General features: G+C 67.8%; 14 protein-coding genes and 1 tRNA gene. 11 read left to right on the top strand and 4 right to left on the bottom strand.

What is annotated here, in order from left to right:
- From hrpA to ACPUER_RS17340, 5 genes are all read left to right on the top strand, one after another.
- Positions 1 to 4,022, top strand: a 4,022-nt coding sequence (gene hrpA / locus ACPUER_RS17360) for an ATP-dependent RNA helicase HrpA (protein ID WP_425131666.1), incomplete at its 5' end; no start/stop codon positions are given.
- Between the two features lie 180 nt (positions 4,023 to 4,202).
- Complete coding sequence (locus ACPUER_RS17355) at positions 4,203 to 5,192, top strand: beta-propeller fold lactonase family protein (RefSeq protein ID WP_310141590.1); 990 nt, start codon at positions 4,203 to 4,205, stop codon at positions 5,190 to 5,192.
- Between the two features lie 16 nt (positions 5,193 to 5,208).
- The gene (locus ACPUER_RS17350) at positions 5,209 to 6,183 is read left to right on the top strand and encodes a sterol desaturase family protein (RefSeq protein WP_175961265.1); all 975 of its coding nucleotides are present in this window, start codon (positions 5,209 to 5,211) and stop codon (positions 6,181 to 6,183) included.
- A gap of 111 nt (positions 6,184 to 6,294) precedes the next feature.
- Entirely contained in the window at positions 6,295 to 7,122 is an 828-nt protein-coding gene (locus ACPUER_RS17345; RefSeq protein ID WP_072436982.1) for an EI24 domain-containing protein, read from the top strand.
- The gene (locus ACPUER_RS17340) at positions 7,119 to 7,934 is read left to right on the top strand and encodes a molybdopterin-binding protein (protein WP_310141593.1); all 816 of its coding nucleotides are present in this window, start codon (positions 7,119 to 7,121) and stop codon (positions 7,932 to 7,934) included. Before ACPUER_RS17345 ends, ACPUER_RS17340 begins: the two co-directional genes overlap by 4 nt.
- Before the next feature lie 110 nt (positions 7,935 to 8,044).
- Here the strand turns inward: ACPUER_RS17340 and ACPUER_RS17335 are convergent, their stop codons facing one another.
- A complete protein-coding gene (locus tag ACPUER_RS17335) occupies positions 8,045 to 8,509 on the bottom strand; it encodes a rhodanese-like domain-containing protein (protein ID WP_034183537.1) in 465 nt (154 codons plus the stop codon).
- Between the two features lie 405 nt (positions 8,510 to 8,914).
- Between ACPUER_RS17335 and glnA the strand changes: the two genes are divergently transcribed.
- The 4 genes from glnA to ACPUER_RS17315 all read left to right on the top strand — a co-directional run bounded on the left by glnA (position 8,915) and on the right by ACPUER_RS17315 (position 15,404).
- Complete coding sequence (gene glnA, locus ACPUER_RS17330; RefSeq protein ID WP_425131665.1) at positions 8,915 to 10,330, top strand: type I glutamate--ammonia ligase; 1,416 nt, start codon at positions 8,915 to 8,917, stop codon at positions 10,328 to 10,330.
- A gap of 160 nt (positions 10,331 to 10,490) precedes the next feature.
- Positions 10,491 to 11,633 (top strand): nitrogen regulation protein NR(II), encoded by a 1,143-nt coding sequence (gene glnL, locus ACPUER_RS17325; RefSeq protein WP_034183539.1) that lies wholly within the window; start codon positions 10,491 to 10,493, stop codon positions 11,631 to 11,633.
- 46 nt (positions 11,634 to 11,679) lie between these two features.
- The gene (gene ntrC / locus ACPUER_RS17320) at positions 11,680 to 13,197 is read left to right on the top strand and encodes a nitrogen regulation protein NR(I) (RefSeq protein ID WP_175961264.1); all 1,518 of its coding nucleotides are present in this window, start codon (positions 11,680 to 11,682) and stop codon (positions 13,195 to 13,197) included.
- An 89-nt stretch (positions 13,198 to 13,286) separates the two neighbouring features.
- Entirely contained in the window at positions 13,287 to 15,404 is a 2,118-nt protein-coding gene (locus ACPUER_RS17315; RefSeq protein WP_425131664.1) for a prolyl oligopeptidase family serine peptidase, read from the top strand.
- Between the two features lie 20 nt (positions 15,405 to 15,424).
- Here ACPUER_RS17315 and xth read toward each other — a convergent pair whose 3' ends face one another.
- Positions 15,425 to 16,201 carry an exodeoxyribonuclease III gene (gene xth, locus ACPUER_RS17310; RefSeq protein ID WP_175961262.1) on the bottom strand — a complete coding sequence of 259 codons (777 nt, stop codon included), beginning with the start codon at positions 16,199 to 16,201 and terminating at the stop codon, positions 15,425 to 15,427.
- A 182-nt stretch (positions 16,202 to 16,383) separates the two neighbouring features.
- Here xth and ACPUER_RS17305 point away from each other — a divergent pair.
- A tRNA-Met gene (locus tag ACPUER_RS17305) sits at positions 16,384 to 16,460 on the top strand.
- Between the two features lie 112 nt (positions 16,461 to 16,572).
- On the opposite strand, the gene ACPUER_RS17300 is transcribed toward ACPUER_RS17305, so the two are convergent.
- The gene (locus ACPUER_RS17300; protein ID WP_425131663.1) at positions 16,573 to 17,265 is read right to left on the bottom strand and encodes an aspartate/glutamate racemase family protein; all 693 of its coding nucleotides are present in this window, start codon (positions 17,263 to 17,265) and stop codon (positions 16,573 to 16,575) included.
- Positions 17,266 to 17,402: 137 nt separating this feature from the next.
- Between ACPUER_RS17300 and dinB the strand changes: the two genes are divergently transcribed.
- Complete coding sequence (gene dinB / locus ACPUER_RS17295) at positions 17,403 to 18,566, top strand: DNA polymerase IV (protein ID WP_034183544.1); 1,164 nt, start codon at positions 17,403 to 17,405, stop codon at positions 18,564 to 18,566.
- A gap of 63 nt (positions 18,567 to 18,629) precedes the next feature.
- On the opposite strand, the gene ACPUER_RS17290 is transcribed toward dinB, so the two are convergent.
- Entirely contained in the window at positions 18,630 to 20,717 is a 2,088-nt protein-coding gene (locus ACPUER_RS17290) for a M3 family metallopeptidase (RefSeq protein WP_425131662.1), read from the bottom strand.
- Positions 20,718 to 20,946: the final 229 nt, after the last annotated feature.

The raw sequence follows: 20,946 nt of genomic DNA, 5'->3' as shown, positions 1-20,946 counted from the left end.
AGCCGGCCGCGGCGGCGGATGCGCCCCGCGCAGCGGATGCACGCCCCCCGCGCCGAGAGCGTGCGCCGCGCGCCGCCGTCGCGCCCAATCCCGTCCCGCCGATCACCTACCCCGAAAGCCTGCCGGTGTCGGGCAAGCGCGACGAAATCGCGCGCGCGATCGCCGGTCATCAGGTCGTCATCGTCTGCGGCGAAACCGGCTCGGGCAAGACCACGCAGTTGCCGAAGATCTGTCTCGATCTCGGCCGCGGCCTCGGCGCCGGCGGCACGGGCCTGATCGGCCATACGCAGCCGCGCCGTCTCGCCGCGTCGTCGACCGGCCGCCGGATCGCCGAGGAGCTCGGCACGCCGTTCGGCGAGGTGGTCGGCTACAAGGTGCGCTTTACCGACAACCTCGCGCCGGGCGCGTCCGTGAAGCTGATGACGGACGGCATCCTGCTCGCGGAGACGCAGACCGACCCGCTGCTGAAGGCGTACGACACGCTGATCATCGACGAGGCGCACGAGCGCAGCCTGAACATCGACTTCCTGCTCGGCTACCTGAAGGAAATCCTGCCGAGGCGGCCGGACCTGAAGCTGATCGTCACGTCCGCGACGATCGACGCCGATCGCTTCGCGCGCCATTTCGGCAGCGACGAGCGCCCGGCGCCCGTGATCGAGGTGAGCGGGCGGCTGTATCCGGTCGAGATGCGCTACCGCCCGGTGGCCGAGGATCGACCGGCCGTGAAGAATGCCGAAGGCACGGCCGGCCGCGACCGCGTGAAGACCGCGCGCGAGGCCGAGCGCGACCTGATGGACGCGATCGTCGACGCGGTCGACGAGCTGTGTCGCGAAGGCCCGGGCGACGTGCTGGTGTTCCTGCCCGGCGAGCGTGAGATCCGCGAGGCGGCCGAGGCGCTGCGCAAGCACCATCCGCCGCACACCGAGATCCTGCCGCTGTTCGCGCGGCTCTCGGCGGCCGACCAGGACAAGGTGTTCAAGGCGTCGAATGCGCGCCGCATCGTGCTCGCGACCAACGTCGCCGAAACGTCGCTGACGGTGCCGGGCATCCGCTACGTCGTCGACACCGGTCTCGCACGCGTAAAGCGCTATTCGTACCGGAACAAGGTCGAGCAACTGCAGGTCGAGTCGATCTCGCAGGCTGCGGCGAACCAGCGCGCGGGCCGCTGCGGCCGCGTGGCCGACGGCGTCTGCATCCGCTTGTACGAGGAAAGCGACTACCAGGCGCGTGCGCGCTTCACCGATCCGGAAATCCTGCGCTCGTCGCTCGCGTCGGTGATCCTGCGGATGAAATCGCTGCACCTGACGGCGATCGAATCGTTCCCGTTCCTCGAGCCGCCGCCCGGCCGCGCGATCGCGGACGGCTACCAGTTGCTCAACGAGCTCGGCGCGGTCGACGACGACAACGCGCTGACGCCGCTCGGCCGCGAACTCGCGCGGCTGCCGCTCGACCCGCGCGTCGGCCGGATGATTCTCGCCGCGCGCGACCAGCAGTCGCTGCGCGAGGTGCTGATCATCGCGAGCGCGCTGTCCGTGCAGGACCCGCGCGATCGGCCGATCGAAGCGCAGGAGCAGGCCGACCAGGCGCACCGCCGGTTCGCCGACGAGCGTTCCGAATTTCTGCAGTGGCTGAAGATCTGGGCGTGGTTCGAGGAAGCCGTCGCGCACAAGAAGTCGAACCGCCAGCTCGTCGACGCATGCAGGCAGAACTTCCTGTCGCACCTGCGGCTGCGCGAGTGGCGCGACGTCCATTCGCAGTTGCTGACCGTCGTGCGCGAGCACGGCTGGCGGCTCAACGAAGTCGAGGCGACCTACGAACAGGTCCATCTGGCCCTGTTGACGGGCCTGCTCGGCAACCTTGGCCTGAAGGCCGACGACGATCCGCACTACCTCGGCGCGCGCGGGATCAAGTTCTACCTGTGGCCGGGCTCCGTGCTCGCGAAGAAGGCCGGCCGCTGGGTGATGGCGGCCGAGCTCGTCGAGACGAGCCGGCTGTACGCGCGCTGCCTCGCGAAGATCGAGCCCGAATGGGTCGAGAAGATCGGCGCGCACCTGCTGAAGAAATCGCTGTCGGAGCCGCACTGGGAAAAGCGCCCGGCGCAGGTCAGCGCGTACGAGCGCGCGACGCTGTACGGGCTGCCGATCTACCACCGCCGGCGCGTCGCGTTCGGCAGGCAGGATCCGGCGCGCGCGCGCGAGCTGTTCATCCGCGGCGCGCTGGTCGAAGGCGAGTTCGACACGAAGCTCGGGTTCTTCGCGCACAACCGCAAGCTGCTCGCCGACATCGAGCAGCTCGAGCACAAGTCGCGCCGGCAGGACGTGCTGGTCGACGACGAGCTGATCTACGCGTTCTACGACCAGGCGATCCCGGAAGGGATCCACACGGGCGTCGCGTTCGAGCGCTGGTATCGCGACGAGGTGAAGCAGGGCGGCCAGCCCGAGGACAAGCTGCGGCTGCTGTACCTGTCGCGCGACGACCTGATGCGCCACGAGGCGGCCGGCGTGACGACCGAGCTGTTCCCGAAGCGCGCGACGATGGCCGGCGTCGAGATGGCGCTCACGTACCACTTCGAGCCCGGCACGCCGCGCGACGGCGTGACGCTCGCGGTGCCGCTGTACGCGCTGAACCAGGTCGACGCGCGCCGCTGCGAGTGGCTCGTGCCGGGGATGCTGAAGGAAAAGGTGCAGTTGCTGCTGAAGTCGTTGCCGCAGAAGCTGCGCCGCCACTGCGTGCCGCTGCCCGAGTACGCGGCCGGCTTCGTCGAGCGGATGGGCCGCGAGCGCTTCGGCGCGGGCGGGCTCGTCGAGGCGCTGATCGCCGACGTGCGCGGCGAGACGCAGGTTGCGATGAAGACGGCCGACTTCAAGCTCGAGACGCTGCCCGCGCACCTGTTCATGAACTTCAAGGTGATCGACGAGCACGGCCGTCAGCTCGCGATGGGGCGCAATCTCGCGCAGCTTCGCCAGGAACTCGGCGCGCAGGCGCAGCAGCAGTTCCAGAAGATCGCCGCGGCGTCGACGATCTCGACCGGCGGCGAGGCCGATGCCGGTCCGGCAGCCGGCCAGGCCACGGCGCCTGCCGCCACGGCCGGTGCCGCCGGCCGCGGTGCGAAGGCCGGCAAGGGCGCGGCGCCGCAGACGGCGGCTGCGGCGGAAGCCGGCGCGACGGCGCTGTACGAGAACCTGACGACGTGGAATTTCGGCAAGCTCCCCGAGCTGCTGGAGATCCGCCGGCGTGGCCAGACGCTGTACGGCTACCCGGCGCTCGTCGATCGCGGCACGCATTGCGACGTCGAGGTGTTCGATTCGCCGGAGGAGGCCGCGCGCATCCATCGGGCCGGCTTGCGGCGGCTGTTCGCGCTGCAGCTGAAGGAGCCGATCAAGTTCCTGGAGAAGAACCTGCCGGGCCTGCGCGAGATGGCGATGCAGTACATGTCGCTCGGCACGCAGGACGAGCTGCGCGACCAGCTGATCGACACGGCGCTCGACCGCGCGTGCCTGCAGGATCCGCTGCCCGACGACGACGCGAGCTTCCACGCGCGGCGCGACGAGGGCCGCAGCCGCCTGAACCTGCTCGCTCAGGAAATCTCGCGGCTCGTCGGGCAGATCCTCGCCGAATATGCGGGACTCGTGAAGAAACTCGCGCAGGCGAAGCCGTTCGCGCAGGCCCACGCGGATCTGCAGCAGCAGCTCGCCGCGCTGGTCGGCAAGCGCTTCGTGATCGACACGCCTTACGTGCAGCTTGCGCACTTCCCGCGCTACCTGAAGGGCATCGCGCTGCGGATCGACAAGCTGAAGGCCGATCCGGCGCGCGACGCGAAGCAGTCAGCCGACCTGCTGCCGCTCGCTCAGCAGTACCAGCGCGCGGTGTCGCAGCGCGGCGGCGTCGCCGATCCGCGGCTCGCGGAATTCCGCTGGCTGCTCGAGGAACTGCGAATTTCGCTGTTCGCGCAGGAACTGCGCACGCCGATGCCGGTCTCTGTCAAGCGTCTGCACAAGGTCTGGGAGTCGATGCAGCGTTAGCGCAACAGCGGTTCTCCGGGCCCGCACCGGCGGCCGGCCCCGGCCGCCCGCACGGCGCATGCCGCGCCGGCCTGTCCGGCCGCCGCGGCATGCGTCGAAGTGGCGCAACGCCGATTTCGGTCAACCGGCGAGGCCGGTTGAGCGTTTTACAATGACGGTTGTTCCACGACGTGAGTCTTCATGCCCACTTTCCTTTCCCTCGGCCGCACGCTCGCGCTGGCCGCCGCCGTACTGGCGCCCGCCGCGCACGCGAATAACGTGATCGTCCTCAATTCGGCCGAAGCGACGCTTTCCCTGATCGATCAGCAGACCCGCGAGGTCGTCGGCACGATGCCGACCGGCAAGGAACCGCACCACCTGATGGCGGCGCCCGACAATTCGTCGCTGATCGTCGCGAATTCGATCTCGAACAGCCTGATGTTCCTCGATCCGAAGACGGGCAAGCTGCAGCGCACCGTCGAAGGGATCGACGATCCGTACCAGCTCGGCTTCTCGCCCGACCGCAAGTGGTTCGCGGCGGCCGGCCTGCGGCTCGACCGCGTCGACATCTACGGCTACGACGGCCAGAACCTGAAGCTCGTGAAGCGCGTGCCGCTCGCGGTGATGCCGAGCCACCTCGCGTTCACCAAGGACAGCAAGACGCTGCTCGTGTCGCTGCAGGTGTCCGGCGAGATAGCGGCGATCGACCTGCCGACCCAGACGGTCAAGTGGAAGATGAAGGTCGGCAACGTGCCGGCCGGCCTGTGGCTGACGCCGGACGACAAATTCCTGCTCGTCGGGATGACCGGCGCGGATTACGTCGCGGTGGTCGACTGGCGCAACCAGAAGGTCGTCAAGCAGATCTACACGGGCAAGGGCGCGCACAACTTCCGCTCGCTCGCCGACGGCACGCACGTCGCGGTGACGAACCGGGTCGCGAACACGATCAGCATCATCGACGAGAACACGCTTACCAACGTCGGCGACATCACCGGCCTGCTGCCGGGCCCGGACGACATGGAGCTGTCCGCCGACAAGAAGACGCTTTGGGTAACGTTCCGCTTCGCGAAGAAGGTCGGGATCATCGACCTGGCGTCGCGCAAGCTGGTGCAGACGATCGCCGTCGGCCGCTCGCCGCACGGCATCTACTTCTACGACCGCGCGCCGTGGAAGGCGGCGAACGGCGCGTAACGGGCGGGGGCGAACGATGCTGCACCTGATCGATGCGTTCGTGTCGGACATCCAGACCTGGCTGTACGTCGACGTCGTGCAGCCGCTCCTCTTCAAGTTCAACCTGATGGACTATGACGAGGACACCTACGACGCGCTGTACTGGGTGATCATCGGCGCGCTGCAGATGGTGCTGATGTTCGCGCTGCTGCGCCCGCTCGAGGCGCTGCTGCCGGTCGAACGCTGGAAGAACCGCCGCGCCGTGCGGGTCGACGTGATCTACACGGCGATCTCGAAGCTCGGCATCTACACGCTGTTCTTCTTCTTCGCGCTGCAGCCGGTATTCGACAACTTCCAGGCATGGCTGCGCCTGCACGGCGTCGCGAACATCAACCTCGACTATCTGTGGCCGGGCGTGACGTCGCAGCCGATCGTCGCATTCGCGATCTATCTCGTCGTGCTCGACTTCGCCGGCTACTGGTATCACCGCTGGCAGCACAAGTTCGGCATCTGGTGGGAGCTGCACGCCGTGCACCACAGCCAGCGGCAGATGTCGCTGTGGTGCGACGACCGCAACCACCTGCTCGACGACGTGATCCAGTCGTGCTTTTTCGCGGCGATCGCGCTCGTGATCGGCGTGACGCCGTCGCAGTTCGTCGTGCTGACCGCGTTCACGAACTTCATGCAGAGCATCCAGCATACGAATGCGCGGCTGTCGTTCGGCCGGCTCGGCGAGCGCCTGCTCGTGAGCCCGATCTTCCATCGGCGCCACCACGCGGTCGGCTACGGCCACGAAGGCACCAAGTACGGCTGCAACTTCGGCGTGCTGTTCCCGTGGTGGGACATGATGTTCGGCACCGCGTCGTGGAACCGCACGGTCGAACCGACCGGCATCCGCGAACAGGTCGACGGCGTGTCCTACGGCGAAGGCTTCTGGGCGCAGCACGGCCTCGCGTTCGTGCGGATCTTCCGGCGCCTGTTCCCCGCGAAGCGCGGCGCGGCGTCGGCCTGATCCGGCCACACTCCCGTTGAGCGGCTCTCCCGCGCGGCCCGCATGCGCTTTGGCGCATGCGGGCCGCGTGGTTTATCCTTTCCGCGTTTTTCTCCGTCGATACAGGCTCGCATGAACGATTTGCTGCGTTCCTTCGTCCGGGCATTGGCGAGCGCATTGCACCCGCGCATGCTCTGGCTCACCCTGATGCCGTTTCTCGTCTCCGCCGTCCTGTGGGGCGTCCTGCTGTGGTTCTCGTGGCAGACGCTGCTGGACCTCGCGCGCGGCGCGCTCGACGGCTTCGTGCTGACGGCCGCGCTGTATCGTGCGTTCGACATGATCGGCATGTCGCAACTGCATGCGGTCGTCGCGCCGTTCGTGGTCGTGTCGCTCGCGATTCCGCTGATCGTGCTGACCGTGCTGCTGCTGATCGCGACGATTTCGATGCCGGTCGTGATCAAGCACCTGTCGAACCGGCAGTTCGCGGCGCTCGAGCCGAAGCGGGGCGGCACCTTCTTCGGCAGCGTGTTCAATTCGCTGTGGGCGGCGCTGGCCGGCGTCGTCGTGCTCGTCGTCACGATTCCGCTGTGGCTGATCCCGCCGTTCTTCGCGCTGCTGCCGCCGGTGATCTGGGGCTGGCTCACCTACCGCGTGATGACCTACGACGCGCTCGCGCTGCACGCGAGCCGCGACGAGCGCCGCGCGCTCGTGCGGCAGCATCGCTGGCCGCTGATCGGCATCGGCGTCGCGACCGGTCTGCTCGGCACCGTGCCGACCTTCGTGTGGGTATCGTCGGTCTGGATGATGGTGCTGTTCCCGTTCGTCGCGGCGGCCATGATCTGGGTTTACGCTTTCATCCTCGTCTTCTCGGCGCTGTGGTTCGGGCACTATTGCCTGCGCGCGCTGGAGGACCTGCGCGCGAGCGCGCGCGCCACCGCAATCGACATGGGGCAGGCATGAGCATCGGCATCATCATCATCGGCGACGAAATCCTCTCGGGCCGCCGGCAGGACAAGCATCTGGCGAAGGTCGTCGAGCTGCTCGGCGCGCGCGGCCTCGCGCTCGACTGGGCCGAATATGTCGGCGACGATCCGGCGCGCATCACGGCGACGCTCGCACGCGCGATCGCGTCGGGCGACATCGTGTTCTCGACGGGCGGGATCGGCGCGACGCCGGACGACCACACGCGCCAGTGCGCGGCCGCCGCGCTCGGCGTGCCGCTCGAACTGCATCCGGAAGCGAAGGTGCTGATCTCGGAGCGGATCCGGGAAACGCACGGCGATCCGGCCAAACCGGTCGACTTCGACTCGCCGGAGAACCAGCACCGCTTCAACATGGGCGTGTTTCCGGTGGGCGCGACGATCATCCCGAACGGCTATAACCGGATTCCCGGCTTCTCGGTCGGCGATCTGCATTTCGTGCCGGGCTTCCCGGTGATGGCCTGGCCGATGATCGAATGGGTGCTCGATACGAAGTACGCGCACCTGCATCACGCGACGCCGCACGCGGAGCGCTCGCTGTACGTGTTCGAGCTGCCGGAATCGACGCTCACGCCGCTGATGGAGCGCATCGAGCGCGACTTCCCGGGCGTGCGCGTGTTCAGCCTGCCGAGCGTCGGCGATGCGGAGCGCGGCGGCATCTACGCGCGCCGTCACATCGACCTCGGCGTGAAAGGGGAGCCGGAAGCGGTCGCGGCCGCGTTCGTGAAGCTGCGCGAAGGCGTGCACCTGCTCGGCGGCGACGTCGTCGAGCCCGACACGTCGCGCGCCTGACCGGGAACGCGCGTACAAAAGGCGACGGGCCGCGCAACGCGGCCCGTCATCGGCATGTCATCGCCCGGCTCGACGATGAGGCTGTCGCAACCGGTCGGGCGCGCGCGCCGTCAGGCGCCGATCCACGGCAGTTTGCGGAAGCACCAGCCGTCGACCGTCTTGCGGTGGCCTTCGGCGTCCTTGGCACCCTCGAAGCCTTCGAGCAGGTCGAACGCCTTCGTGAAGCCGGCCTGCGACGACGCGACCGCGGCGAGCTTCGAGCGCGCGGCGCTGCGGCACAGGAACAGCACGGGCGTATCGGGCGCGATGGCCGCCTTCAGTTCGTTGACGAATTCGGCGTTCGGCACGCCGCCCGGGTAGCGCGTCCATTCGAGGTGCAGGTACTGGCCGTCGCCGACGAGCGGACGGCCGATCCAGTCGAGCTCGGCACGGGTGCGCACGTCGACGAGGCGTGCCGACGGGTCGAGCTGCAGCAGTTCGAATGCCTCGACCGGCAGCAGCGCGCCGGCGTAGTTGAGCGCGCCTTGTGCGCGGCGTTCGTCGGCCTTCGCGTAAAGCTGGTCGAGCGTACTCATGGTGGGAGTCTCCTGATCGGTCAAACAAATATTCTAGCGCGGCGCCGCGGCCCGGACGGCCGTATGCGGCAAGGTGGACGCACCGCACACGTGTTCACCAAAAGAGTGCAGAATGGCGCGCATGCACCAGAATGATTCGGCGGGCGCGGCGCATCGCGACGATTGCACCATCGCGGTGCTTCCGGCTGATGGCCGGTGCGGCGCCAGGCCCCGGAATCGCGCAGCGCAGCCCCGTCGCGGCGAGCGCCGGCGCGATTCGTGCCAGTCTTGCGCATGGGTGGCACGGAAGCTGCTTTATAGAATTCGGTCGAATCGGGGCGCGCTGCGCCAAAGCAAGACCCCGATCAGCTCGATAAACGAGGCGGTTCCCAGTCCGCCGGAATTGTTCAATCAGGAGAAGAGGTTATGAGTAAAACCGTCGCCGACGTCATGCAGCTCGTGAAGGACGAGGACGTCAAGTTTGTCGATTTCCGCTTCACGGATACGCGCGGCAAGGAACAGCACGTGTCGGTGCCGGTTTCGGCGTTTGACGAAGACAAGTTCGAAAGCGGTCATGCATTCGACGGTTCGTCGATCGCGGGCTGGAAGGGCATCGAGGCGTCGGACATGCTGCTCATGCCGGACCCGAGCGCCGCATTCGTCGACCCGTTCTATGAAGAGTCGACCCTCGTGCTGACCTGCGACGTGGTCGAGCCGGCCGACGGCAAGGGCTACGAGCGCGATCCGCGTTCGCTCGCGAAGCGCGGCGAAGCGTACCTGAAGAGCACGGGCATCGGCGACACGGCCTACTTCGGTCCGGAACCGGAATTCTTCATTTTCGACTCGGTCCAGTGGAACACGGACATGTCGGGCTGCTTCGTGAAGATCAACTCGGAAGAAGCGCCGTGGTCGTCGGGCAAGGAATTCGAAGGCGGCAACACGGGTCACCGTCCGGGCACGAAGGGCGGCTACTTCCCGGTCGCGCCGGTCGACACGTTCCAGGACATGCGTTCGGAAATGTGCCTGCTGCTCGAACAGCTCGGCATCCCGGTCGAAGTGCACCACCACGAAGTGGCGGGCCAGGGCCAGAACGAAATCGGCACGAAGTTCTCGACGCTCGTGCAGCGTGCGGACTGGACGCAATGGTCGAAGTACATCATCCATAACGTCGCGCACTCGTACGGCAAGACGGCGACGTTCATGCCGAAGCCGGTCGTCGGCGACAACGGTTCGGGCATGCACGTTCACCAGTCGCTCTGGAAGGACGGCCAGAACCTGTTCGCGGGCAACGGCTACGCCGGCCTGTCGGAACTGGCGCTGTTCTACATCGGCGGCATCATCAAGCACGCCCGTGCGCTGAACGCGATCACGAACCCGACGACGAACTCGTACAAGCGTCTGGTCCCGCACTTCGAGGCACCGGTCAAGCTGGCCTACTCGGCACGCAACCGTTCGGCATCGATCCGCATTCCGCACGTGTCGAACCCGAAGGGCCGCCGCATCGAAACGCGCTTCCCGGATCCGATGGCGAACCCGTACCTGTGCTTCACGGCGCTGATGATGGCCGGCCTCGACGGGATCCAGAACAAGATCCATCCGGGCGAAGCAGCGGACAAGAACCTGTACGACCTGCCGCCGGAAGAGGATGCAAAGATCCCGACCGTCTGCGCGGGCCTCGACCAGGCACTCGAAGCGCTCGACAAGGATCGCGAGTTCCTGACGCGCGGCGGCGTGTTCACGGACGGCATGATCGATGCGTACCTCGCGCTGAAGGAGCAGGAGCTGGCGAAGTTCCGCATGACGACGCACCCGATCGAGTTCGAGATGTACTACTCGCTGTAATCGGCGATGGCGCTTCGATTCAGCGCCGTCACGCCGGTTCGTTCCCGTCGCGCAGCCTGCGGCGGGAACGGCGGAGTCTGAAAGGGGCGGCATCCAGCCGTCCCTTTTTTGTTCCGACGATTTTCATTTTCTGGCCCGTTGAGGCGCGACAAGCACGCAGATGGTTCTGAAGAATCTGATCAAGGCGAAGACGGGGCAGCCCGAGCGGCTGACGGACGACGAGCGGCTTGCGCGTTCGGGCCTGCTTGCGGGGCTGGAAGCGCTGCCGACGGTCGTGATCGTGCTCGACCGCAAGACGCTGCGGATCGCATTCGCGAACCCGTCGGCGGAGGCGATGCTCGACATCTCGCGCAGGCAGCTCGCGCAGCGGCCGTGGGGCGAGATTTTTCCGAACGCGAACGAACTCGCGTCGACGATCACCGCGATCGGCGAGGAGCGCTTTCACGCGACGCACCTCGATACCGTGCTCGACCGGCCCGGCCGCGAACCGCTGCACGTGCACGCGATCGTCGGCTTCCTCGAGACCGCGCCCGATTTCGTGCTCGTCGAGCTGTTCGAGAACGAGCGGCAGTCGCGCACCGATCGCGAGGAGCGCATTCACGACCTGACCGCGGTCAACAAGCAGTTGATCCGCAACCTCGCGCACGAGATCAAGAACCCGCTCGGCGGAATTCGCGGCGCAGCCCAGCTGCTCGAATTCGAGCTCGGCGAGCGCGAGCGCGGCGAGCTGCGCGAATACACGCAGGTGATCATCAAGGAGTCCGACCGCCTGCAGACGCTCGTCGACCGGTTGCTGGAGCCGCACCGGCATCCGCACATCGTCGGCGACGTGAACATTCATGAAGTGTGCGAACGCGTGCGCGCGGTGATGCTCGCGGAATTTCCGCGCGGGCTCACGATCGAGCGCGACTACGACGTGAGCGTGCCGGATCTGCGCGGCGACAAGGAGCAACTGATCCAGGCGCTGCTCAACATCGTGCGCAACGCCGCGCAGGCGCTGCGCGAACGGATCGCGCAGGGCGACGCGAAGATCGAGCTGCGCACCCGCATCGCGCGCAAGATCACGATCGCCAAGCGCCTGTACAAGCTGGCACTGGACTTGCACGTGATCGACAACGGGCCCGGCATTCCGGAAGAGATCCGCGACCGGATCTTCTACCCGCTCGTGTCCGGGCGCGACGACGGCAGCGGCCTCGGCCTCACGCTCGCGCAGACGTTCGTGCAGCAGCACGACGGGATGATCGAGGTCGAGAGCCGGCCCGGACGTACCGAATTTCAGATTCTGCTGCCGCTCGACCATTGAGCGGCGACAGCACGATTCACCGGATTCACCCATACCTGACCGACCTATGAAGCCGATCTGGATAGTAGACGACGACCAATCGATCCGCTGGGTGCTTGAAAAGGCACTCGCCCGGGACAGCTTCGCGACGAAGAGCTTCGCGAACGTGCGCGACGCGCTGTCCGCGCTCGACCACGAGACGCCGCAAGTGCTCGTGTCCGACATCCGGATGCCGGGCGGCTCGGGCCTCGAGCTGCTGCAGGCGATGCACGAGCGGCTGCCCGGCCTGCCCGTCATCATCATGACGGCGTTCTCCGATCTCGACAGCGCCGTCGCGGCGTTCCAGGGCGGCGCGTTCGAATATCTCGCGAAGCCGTTCGACGTCGACAAGGCGGTCGAGCTGATTCGCCGCGCGGTCGAGGAAAGCCTGCGCGGCGGCGCGCCGCAGGACGAGCGCGTCGCCGAGGCGCCCGAGATGCTCGGCCAGGCGCCCGCGATGCAGGACATGTTCCGCGCGATCGGCCGCCTGTCGCATTCGGCCGCGACCGTGCTGATCACCGGCGAGTCGGGCACCGGCAAGGAACTCGTCGCGCGTGCGCTGCACCGTCACAGCCCGCGCGCGAACGGGCCGTTCATCGCGCTGAACACCGCGGCGATTCCGAAGGACCTGCTCGAATCCGAGCTGTTCGGCCATGAGCGCGGCGCGTTCACCGGCGCGCAGACGACGCGGCAGGGCCGCTTCGAGCAGGCCGAGAACGGCACGCTGTTCCTCGACGAAATCGGCGACATGCCGTTCGACCTGCAGACGCGTCTGCTGCGCGTGCTGTCGGACGGGCAGTTCTATCGGGTCGGCGGACACAACCCGCTGCGCGCGAACGTGCGCGTGATCGCCGCGACGCACCAGAATCTCGAATCGCGCGTGCGGCAGGGGCTGTTCCGCGAGGATCTTTACCACCGGCTCAACGTGATCCGGCTACGCCTGCCGCCGCTGCGCGAACGCAGCGAGGACATTGCACTGCTCACGCGCCACTTCCTGCAGAAGAGTGCGCGCGATCTCGGCGTCGAGCCGAAGCGCGTGTCCGACGATGCGCTGGCATACCTGACGTCGCTCCCGTTTCCCGGCAACGTGCGGCAGCTCGAGAACCTCGCGAACTGGCTGACCGTGATGGCGCCCGCGCAGACGGTCGAGATCAAGGACCTGCCGCCCGACCTCGTGCCGGCCGGTGCTCCGGTCCTCGCGACGGGCGACGGCGCGGATGCGCGCGGCAGCGGCGGCGATGCCGCGCTCGCGCAACCGATGATCGGTGCGGCGCCGGTGGTGTCCGCGCCTGTCGCGGCCGCGCCGAGCGGCGGCGCGCCGGCCGGCTATCCGGTGTGGGAGCATGGCCTGCGCACCGAAGTCGCGCGGCTGTTGCGCGAGAACTCGGCCGACGTGATGGACGAGCTCGCACGCCGCTTCGAGGCGGCCGTGATCCGCGAGGCGCTCGACTTCACGCGCGGCCGCAAGGTCGAGGCCGCGGAGCGGCTCGGCATCGGCCGCAACACGATCACGCGCAAGATCCAGGAACTGCACCTGGAGCCCTGAGTACGATTCGCGGCATGCGCGGGCGTCGCGCATGCCGCGATCGGACATAATCGCGGTTTGTACGCAGTTTCCCAATCCGCCGATCCGCAATGTCCGATTCCTTCCGCTGGCCCGCCGGGGCCGACCCGTTCCGTTTCCTCGAAGCGCTCGACAGCAAGCGCGCCCGCACGTGGGTCGACGAGCAGAATGCGCGCACGCGCGCCGCGCTGCGCGACGACGACGCGTTTCGCACGCTCACGGCGCGTCTCGCGAAAGCATATCTGCCGCGCGAACGCCCGGTGATTCCGACCCGCTGGCGCGACTGGGCCTATGACCTGTGGCAGGACGATCTCCATCCGAAGGGGCTGTGGCGCCGCACGCGCTGGGACGACTGGCGCGCCGGCCGGCCGGCGTGGGAAACGCTGCTCGACGTCGACGCGCTCGGTGCCGAGGAGGGCGAGTCGTGGGTGTTCGAGCAGGAGGCGATCCTGTATCCGGACGGCGATCGCGTGCTGCTGTCGCTGTCGCCGGGCGGCGCCGACGCGGTCGTCGTGCGCGAATTCGATCTCGTCGAGCGCCGTTTCGTCGCCGGCGGTTTCACGATCGACGAGCCGGGGCATCACACAATCGGCTGGATCGACCGCGATACCGTTTACGTGAGCTGGGATCGCGGCGCAGCGCATGCGACCGCGGCCGGCTATCCGTATGAAGCGCGGCGCTGGGTGCGCGGCACGCCGCTTGCCGACGCGCCCGTCGTATTCCGCGGCGAACCCGACGATATCAGCGCGGGCGCGGGGTTCGATCCGATCGACAACCGCCACGTCGCATGGCGCAGCGTCGATTTCTTCGACGCGCATGCGTACCGGCTGACGGAGGCGGGCGAGTGGGCGCGCTACGACGTGCCGACGCATGTCGAGGTCGGGTTCTGGGAGGGCTGGCTCGTGCTGGAGCCGCGCCTCGACTGGGACTGCGGCGGCGTGCGCCATGCGGGCGGGTCGCTGCTCGCGATCCGCGAGCAGGCGTTCCTGGCCGGGTCGCGCGAGCTCACGACGCTGTTCGCGCCGCAACCGTCGACGTCCGCCTGCACGTGGACGCACACGCGCACGATGCTGATCGCGAGCTGGCTCGACGACGTGCACAACCGCACGATGCTGTGGCAGCCGCGGCAGGCCGACGACGGCACGTGGACGTGGGACGCGCGGCCGTTCGACTGGCCGGGCGACGCGCAGATCGACGTCGAGCCCGTCGAGTCGACGCTGAACGACGAGGTCTACGTGGACGTCGATACCTATCTCGATCCGCCCGAATGCTGGCTGGCCGATCTTGCCGATCGTGCGGCCGATGCGCCGTCGCGCCGCGTGCTGCTCGACCGGCCACCGGTGCAGTTCGATGCGGCGGGGCTCGTCGTGCGTCGTGCAAGCGCGCGCTCGCGCGACGGCACGGTGGTGCCGTACACGCTGATCGGGCCGCGCGATGCGCTGGACGCCCTCGATGCGCCCGGCAGCGCCGCGCGCGTCGCGCGGCCGTGCCTGCTGTCGGGTTATGGCGGCTTTGCGATCCCGAACCTGCCGGGCTATAGCGATGCGTTCGGCATCGGGTGGCTCGAGCGTGGCGGCGTTTTGGCGTTCGCGCACATCCGCGGCGGCGGCGAGTTCGGGCCGCGCTGGCACGTCGACGCGCAGCGCGAACATCGGCAGCGTTCGTTCGACGACTTCATCGCGGTGGCCGAGGATCTGGCGGCCACCGGCGTGACGACCGCCGCGCAGCTCGGGATCGAGGGCGGCAGCAACGGCGGGCTGCTGGTCGCCGCGTGCATGGCGCAGCGGCCGGAGCTGTTCGGCGCGGTGCTGTGCCGCGTGCCGCTGCTCGACATGCGCCGTTATCCGAAGCTGCACGCGGGCGCCGCGTGGCTCGACGAATACGGCGACCCGGACGATCCGCGCGAGGGCGCGGCGCTGGCCGCGTATTCGCCGTATCACCGCGTGCGCGAAGGCGTCGCGTATCCGCCGCTGCTGCTGACGACGTCGACGCGCGACGATCGCGTGCATCCCGCGCATGCGCGCAAGATGGCCGCGCGCATGCATGCGCTCGGTCACGAACGGGTGTGGTACTGGGAGAACACCGACGGCGGCCACGGCAGCGCCGACGATCTGGAACGCGCCGAATCCGACGCGGCCGAATTCGGGTTCCTGTGGGCCCATCTCGGGCCGGCGCCCGCGCGGCGCTGAACGCGCGGGCTACGGCGCGATCAGCCGACGACCGCGACGACGGGCGTGTGGTCGGACGGCTGTTCCCACGTGCGCGGCGTGCGGTCGACCTCGCACGACGCGCAGGTTGCGGCGAGCGCCGGCGACAGCAGGATGTGGTCGATGCGCAGCCCCGCGTTGCGGCGGAACGCCATCATCCGGTAGTCCCACCACGTGAAGGTCTTCTCGGGCTGTTCGAAGCGGCGGAACGCATCGACGAAGCCGAGCTCGATCAGCTTCGCGAAGTGCGCGCGTTCCTGCGGCGACACGAGGTTCTGGCCTTCCCATTTCGCGGGATCGTGCACGTCGCGGTCTTCCGGTGCGATGTTGTAGTCGCCGAGCAGTGCGAGCTTCGGGTGGCGCTGCAGCTCGGTGCTCAGCCATGCGTGCAGTGCGTCGAGCCACTGCATCTTGTAGACGAACTTGTCGGAGTCGGGCGCCTGGCCGTTCGGAAAATAGGCGGACACGATGCGCACGCCGTCGATCGTCGCGGCGACCACGCGCTGCTGCGGATCGTCGAAGCCGGGGATGTTGCGCACGATGTCCGATTCGTCGACGGACAGCGTGTCGCGCGCGAGGATCGCGACGCCGTTGTAGGTCCTCTGGCCCGTGAACCAGCTGCGGTAGCCGATCGCTTCGAGATCGGCGCGCGGAAATTTCTCGTCCGGCAGCTTCAGTTCCTGCAGGCACAGCACATCGGTGCCGCTTTGCGCGAGCCAGTCGAGTACGTGCTGCTTGCGGACGTTGAGCGAGTTGACGTTCCAGGTGGCGATTTTCATGAACGGGAATGGGCGTGCGGGGTGAATGCGACGGCCGCCATCTTACCGCGAGCACGCGGCGCGAACGCGCGCGATGCGCGACGCGGCGAAGGTGTCACGCATCGCTCCATCGGGGAGGGGAAAGAAATTGTGACAAAAGTGTTGACGTAAGTACTCCCTCACCCTATAATTTATTTCTCTGACGCGGGGTGGAGCAGTCTGGCAGCTCGTCGGGCTCATAACCCGAAGGTCGTAGGTTCAAATCCTACCCCCGCAACCAAGCACACCAGACGATGTGCAGCGCAAGTGACCGATGCGCGCTTCGTCGACAGGAACCCGGCCTCGTGCCGGGTTTTTTGTTTTCTGCGCGCGCGTCGTTGCGTGTCGTGCCGCTATCGTGCAGCCCACTCCACAGCCGCCTTCGCATGCAGCGCGGTCGTGTCGAATACCGGCAGCGGCGAGTCGTCCGCGCCGATCAGCAGCGTGATTTCCGTACAGCCGAGGATCACGGCCTGCGCGCCGCGCTTCGCCAGTCCTTCGATGATCGTCACGTACGTCGCATGCGATTCGGGCGAGATGACGCCGTGACACAGCTCGTCGTAGATGATCCGGTGCACGTCGTCGCGCCCGCGTTCGTCGGGCACGAGCACGTCCATCCCGAACTTCCCGCGCAGCCGTTCCGCATAGAACGGCAACTCCATCGTGTAGCGCGTGCCGAGCAGCGCGACGCGCTCGACGCCCGCGTCGCGCAGCGCGGTGCCTGTCGGATCGGCGATGTGCAGGAACGGCAGCGTCACCGCGGCTTCGATCGCGTCGTGCACGCGGTGCATCGTATTGGTCGTCAGCACGACGAGATCGGCGCCGGCCGCTTCGAGCTGCCGCGCGGCGTCGGCCATCCGTTCGCCGAGCGCGGCCCAGTCGTGCGTGCGCTGCAGCGCTTCGATCTCCGCGAAATCGACCGTCACCAGCACGCTCTTCGCGTTGTGGTGTCCGCCATGCAGCGCCTTCGAGTGCCGATTGATCATCCGGTAGTACTCGGCCGACGATTCCCAGCTCATTCCGCCGATCAGTCCGATCGTCTTCATCCGTCACCTTTGCGTTTCGTGTGTCGCGGCAGACGAGTATAGGCGCCGCTCCCCGCGCACGGCCGGTACGATCCGCGCAAAGCGGGCCGGTACGGCGCAGCCGGGCGCGGCTGCACGCGACAGTTGAAACCGGCACTGTGTTTTTGTACAGTATCGGCACCGTGAACCCGACCACCATTCCGCCTGCCGATCCGCACGCACCGCCGCCGGGCGACGCGCTGCCGCGCATGCGCAAGATCATTCATTGCGATTGCGACTGCTTCTACGCGTCGGTCGAGATGCGCGACGACCCGTCGCTGCGCAACCGGCCGCTCGCGGTCGGCGGCCGGCCGGACCAGCGCGGCGTGATCGCGACCTGCAACTACGAGGCGCGGCGCTACGGCGTGCATTCGGCGATGTCGTCGGCGCTGGCGATGCGCAAGTGCCCGGACCTGCTGATCCTGCCGTCCGCGATGGACAAGTACCGCGCGGCGTCGCGGCAGATCATGGCGATCTATCGCGACTACACGCCGGATGTCGAGCCGCTGTCGCTCGACGAGGCGTACCTCGACGTCAGCGGGTCCGAGCGGTGCCAGGGCAGCGCGACGCTGATCGCGCGGGAGATCCGCCAGCGCGTGCACGACACGGTCGGCGTGACCGTGTCGGCCGGCGTCGCGCCGAACAAGTTCATCGCGAAGATCGCGTCCGACTGGAACAAGCCCGACGGCCTGTTCGTCGTGCGGCCGCACGAGATCGACGCGTTCGTCGCGGCGCTGCCGGTGCGCAAGCTGCACGGCGTCGGCAAGGTGACGGCCACGCGGCTCGACCGGCTCGGCATCCAGACCTGCGCGCAATTGCGCGACTGGCCGCTGATCGACCTGCACCGCGAATTCGGCGCGTTCGGGCGGCGGCTGTACGAACTGTCGCGCGGGATCGACGAGCGGCCCGTGCAGGCCGACCAGGAGCGCAAATCGGTCAGCGTCGAGACGACTTACGTGACCGACCTGACGACGCTCGAGCAATGCGCGGAGGAAATCCGCCGCCTGGTCGTGCAGCTCGACGCGCGAATCGCGCGCGCGGGCGCCGCGAGGTCGATCCGCAAGCTGTACGTGAAGATCCGCTTCGCCGATTTCCAGCGCACGACGGTCGAGTGCGTGGCCGACGCGACGAATGCGGATACGGCCGTCACGCTGCTCGCGAAGGGGCTGCAGCGGCGCGCGCAGGCCGTGCGGCTGCTCGGCGTCGGCGTACGCATCGACGAGGACACGGCCGAGCGTCACGGGCAGTTCTCGCTGTTCGACGACGAATCGCCCGCACCATGAAAAAAGGCACCGCCGAAGCGGTGCCTTTCGATGCAGCCCGAAGGGCCGGGCGGCGCGGCGCGCTCAGTGCGCGGGCGCGGTCATCCCGTTGTGGCGCAGCAGCGCATCGATTTCCGGCTCGCGGCCGCGGAACGCCTTGAACGAATCCATTGCCGGACGGCTGCCGCCGACCTCGAGGATTTCGCGGCGATAGCGCGTGCCGGTCGCCGCGTCGAGCACGCTGCCGCTCGCGGCGGCCGCTTCCTCGAACGCCGCGTACGCGTCGGCCGACAGCACCTCGGCCCACTTGTAGCTGTAGTAGCCGGCTGCATAACCGCCCGCGAAGATATGGCTGAACGTGTTCGGCCAGCGCGAGAACGCCGCCTGCGGGATCACGTGATAGCGCTCGTTGATCTCGCGCGCGAACGCGGTTACGCCGGTCGAGCCAGCCGGGTCGAAGTCGACGTGCAGCAGCATGTCGAACATCGAGAACACAATCTGGCGCAGCGTGCCGAGCCCGCTCTGGAAATTCTTCGCGGCGATCATCTTGTCGAACAGTTCGCGCGGCAGCGTGGCGCCCGTGTCGACGTGCGACGACATCGACGACAGCACGTCCCATTCCCAGCAGAAGTTCTCCATGAACTGCGACGGCAGCTCGACCGCATCCCATTCGACGCCGTTGATGCCCGACACGCCGAGCTCGTCGACGCGCGTGAGCATGTGATGCAGCCCGTGGCCGAACTCATGGAACAGCGTGATGACTTCGTCGTGCGTGAAGCACGCGGGCTTGCCGCCGACCGGCGCCGAGAAGTTGCAGGTCAGGTACGCGACCGGCGTCTGCACGGTGCTGCCGCGCTTCGCACGCGAACGCGCGTCGTCCATCCAGGCGCCGCCGCGCTTGCCTTCGCGTGCGTACAGGTCGAGATAGAACTGCGCGACGAGCGAGCCGTCGCGGTTCTCGACGCGGAAAAAGCGCACGTCCTTGTGCCATACCGGCGCGTCGTCCGGCTCGATCCGCACGCCGAACAGCGTCTCGGTGACGGTGAACAGGCCCTTCAGCACGGCCGGCTCGGGGAAGTACTGCTTGACCTCGTTTTCCGAGAACGCATAGCGCTGCTCGCGCAGCTTTTCGGCCGCGTACGCGACGTCCCACGGCGCGAGTTCGGCGAGGCCGAGTTCCTTCGCGGCGAACGCGCGCAGTTCGTCCCAGTCCTTGTCCGCGTGCGGGCGCGCGCGCGTCGCGAGATCCTCGAGGAATGCGATCACCTGCTGCGGCGATTCGGCCATCTTCGGTGCGAGCGACACTTCGGCGAAGTTGCGGTAGCCGAGCATCTGCGCCTCTTCGCGGCGCAGCTTCAGCTCGTCGGCGACGATTGCCGTGTTGTCCCATTCGGCGTTGCCGCCGCCGTACTGCGGCCCGAGTTCCGACGCGCGCGTCGCATAGGCGCGGTAGAGCGTCTCGCGCAGCGCGCGGTTGTCCGCGTACTGCAGCACCGGGAAGTACGACGGGAAGTGCAGCGTGAATTTCCAGCCGTCCTTGCCGTCCTTCTGCGCGGCTTCGCGGGCGGCCTCGATCGCGTCGCCGGGCAGGCCGGCCAGTTCGGCGTCGTCCTGCGCGAAGTACGCGTACGCGTTGGTCGCGTCGAGCACGTGGTCGGAGAACGCCTTCGACAGCGCGGCCTGCTGTTCCTGCAGTTCCGCGAAGCGCGGCTTCTGGTCTTCGGGCAGTTCGGCGCCCGACAGGCGGAAATCGCGCAGTGCATTGTCGAGGATCTTCTTGCGCTCGGCGGACAGCGTCGCGTATTCGGCACTCGCGGCGATCGCCTTGTATTTCTCGTACAGCGCGAGATTCTGGCCGACGCTCGACCAGAACTCGGTCACGCGCGGCAGGTTCTCGCCGTACGCGGCCCGCAGCTCGGGCGTGTCGGCGACCGCGTTCAGGTGACCGACGATGCCCCATGCGCGGCCGAGCGGCTCCGTCGCCTGCTCGACCGTCTCGACGACGGCGGCCCAGGTCGACGGCGTCGCGGGCGCGCTCGCGGCGTCGACTGCGCGGTTGGCTGCGTCGAGCAGCGTATCGAGCGCGGGCGTCACGTGTTCCGGACGGATTTCGCCGAAGCGGGGCAGGTCGGAGAAGTCGAGGAGCGGATTGGTGTTGGCGCTGGCGGACATAAGACTCCCTGTCTGTTGCCGGATGAACCGGGATGAAAAGGGTAACGGCGCGATGGCGCCCGATACCGACATTATTGGGGCGCATCGTGCGCTTTCCAATCGTTAGTTTCTAACGGCGCGATTGACGCAGGGTCGGATGCGGGGCGGAAAGCCGTCGGGCAACGTGCGGCTGGCGTGGTGCAGCCGGCGCGGTGCGGCTGGCGAGACGCCGGCGCACGAAAACCGCGCG

The sequence above is a fragment of the Burkholderia sp. DN3021 genome (genome assembly GCF_049805555.1).
Taxonomy (GTDB): Bacteria; Pseudomonadota; Gammaproteobacteria; order Burkholderiales; family Burkholderiaceae; genus Burkholderia; species Burkholderia pyrrocinia_C.
This window is presented reverse-complemented; position numbering and strand designations above follow the sequence as displayed.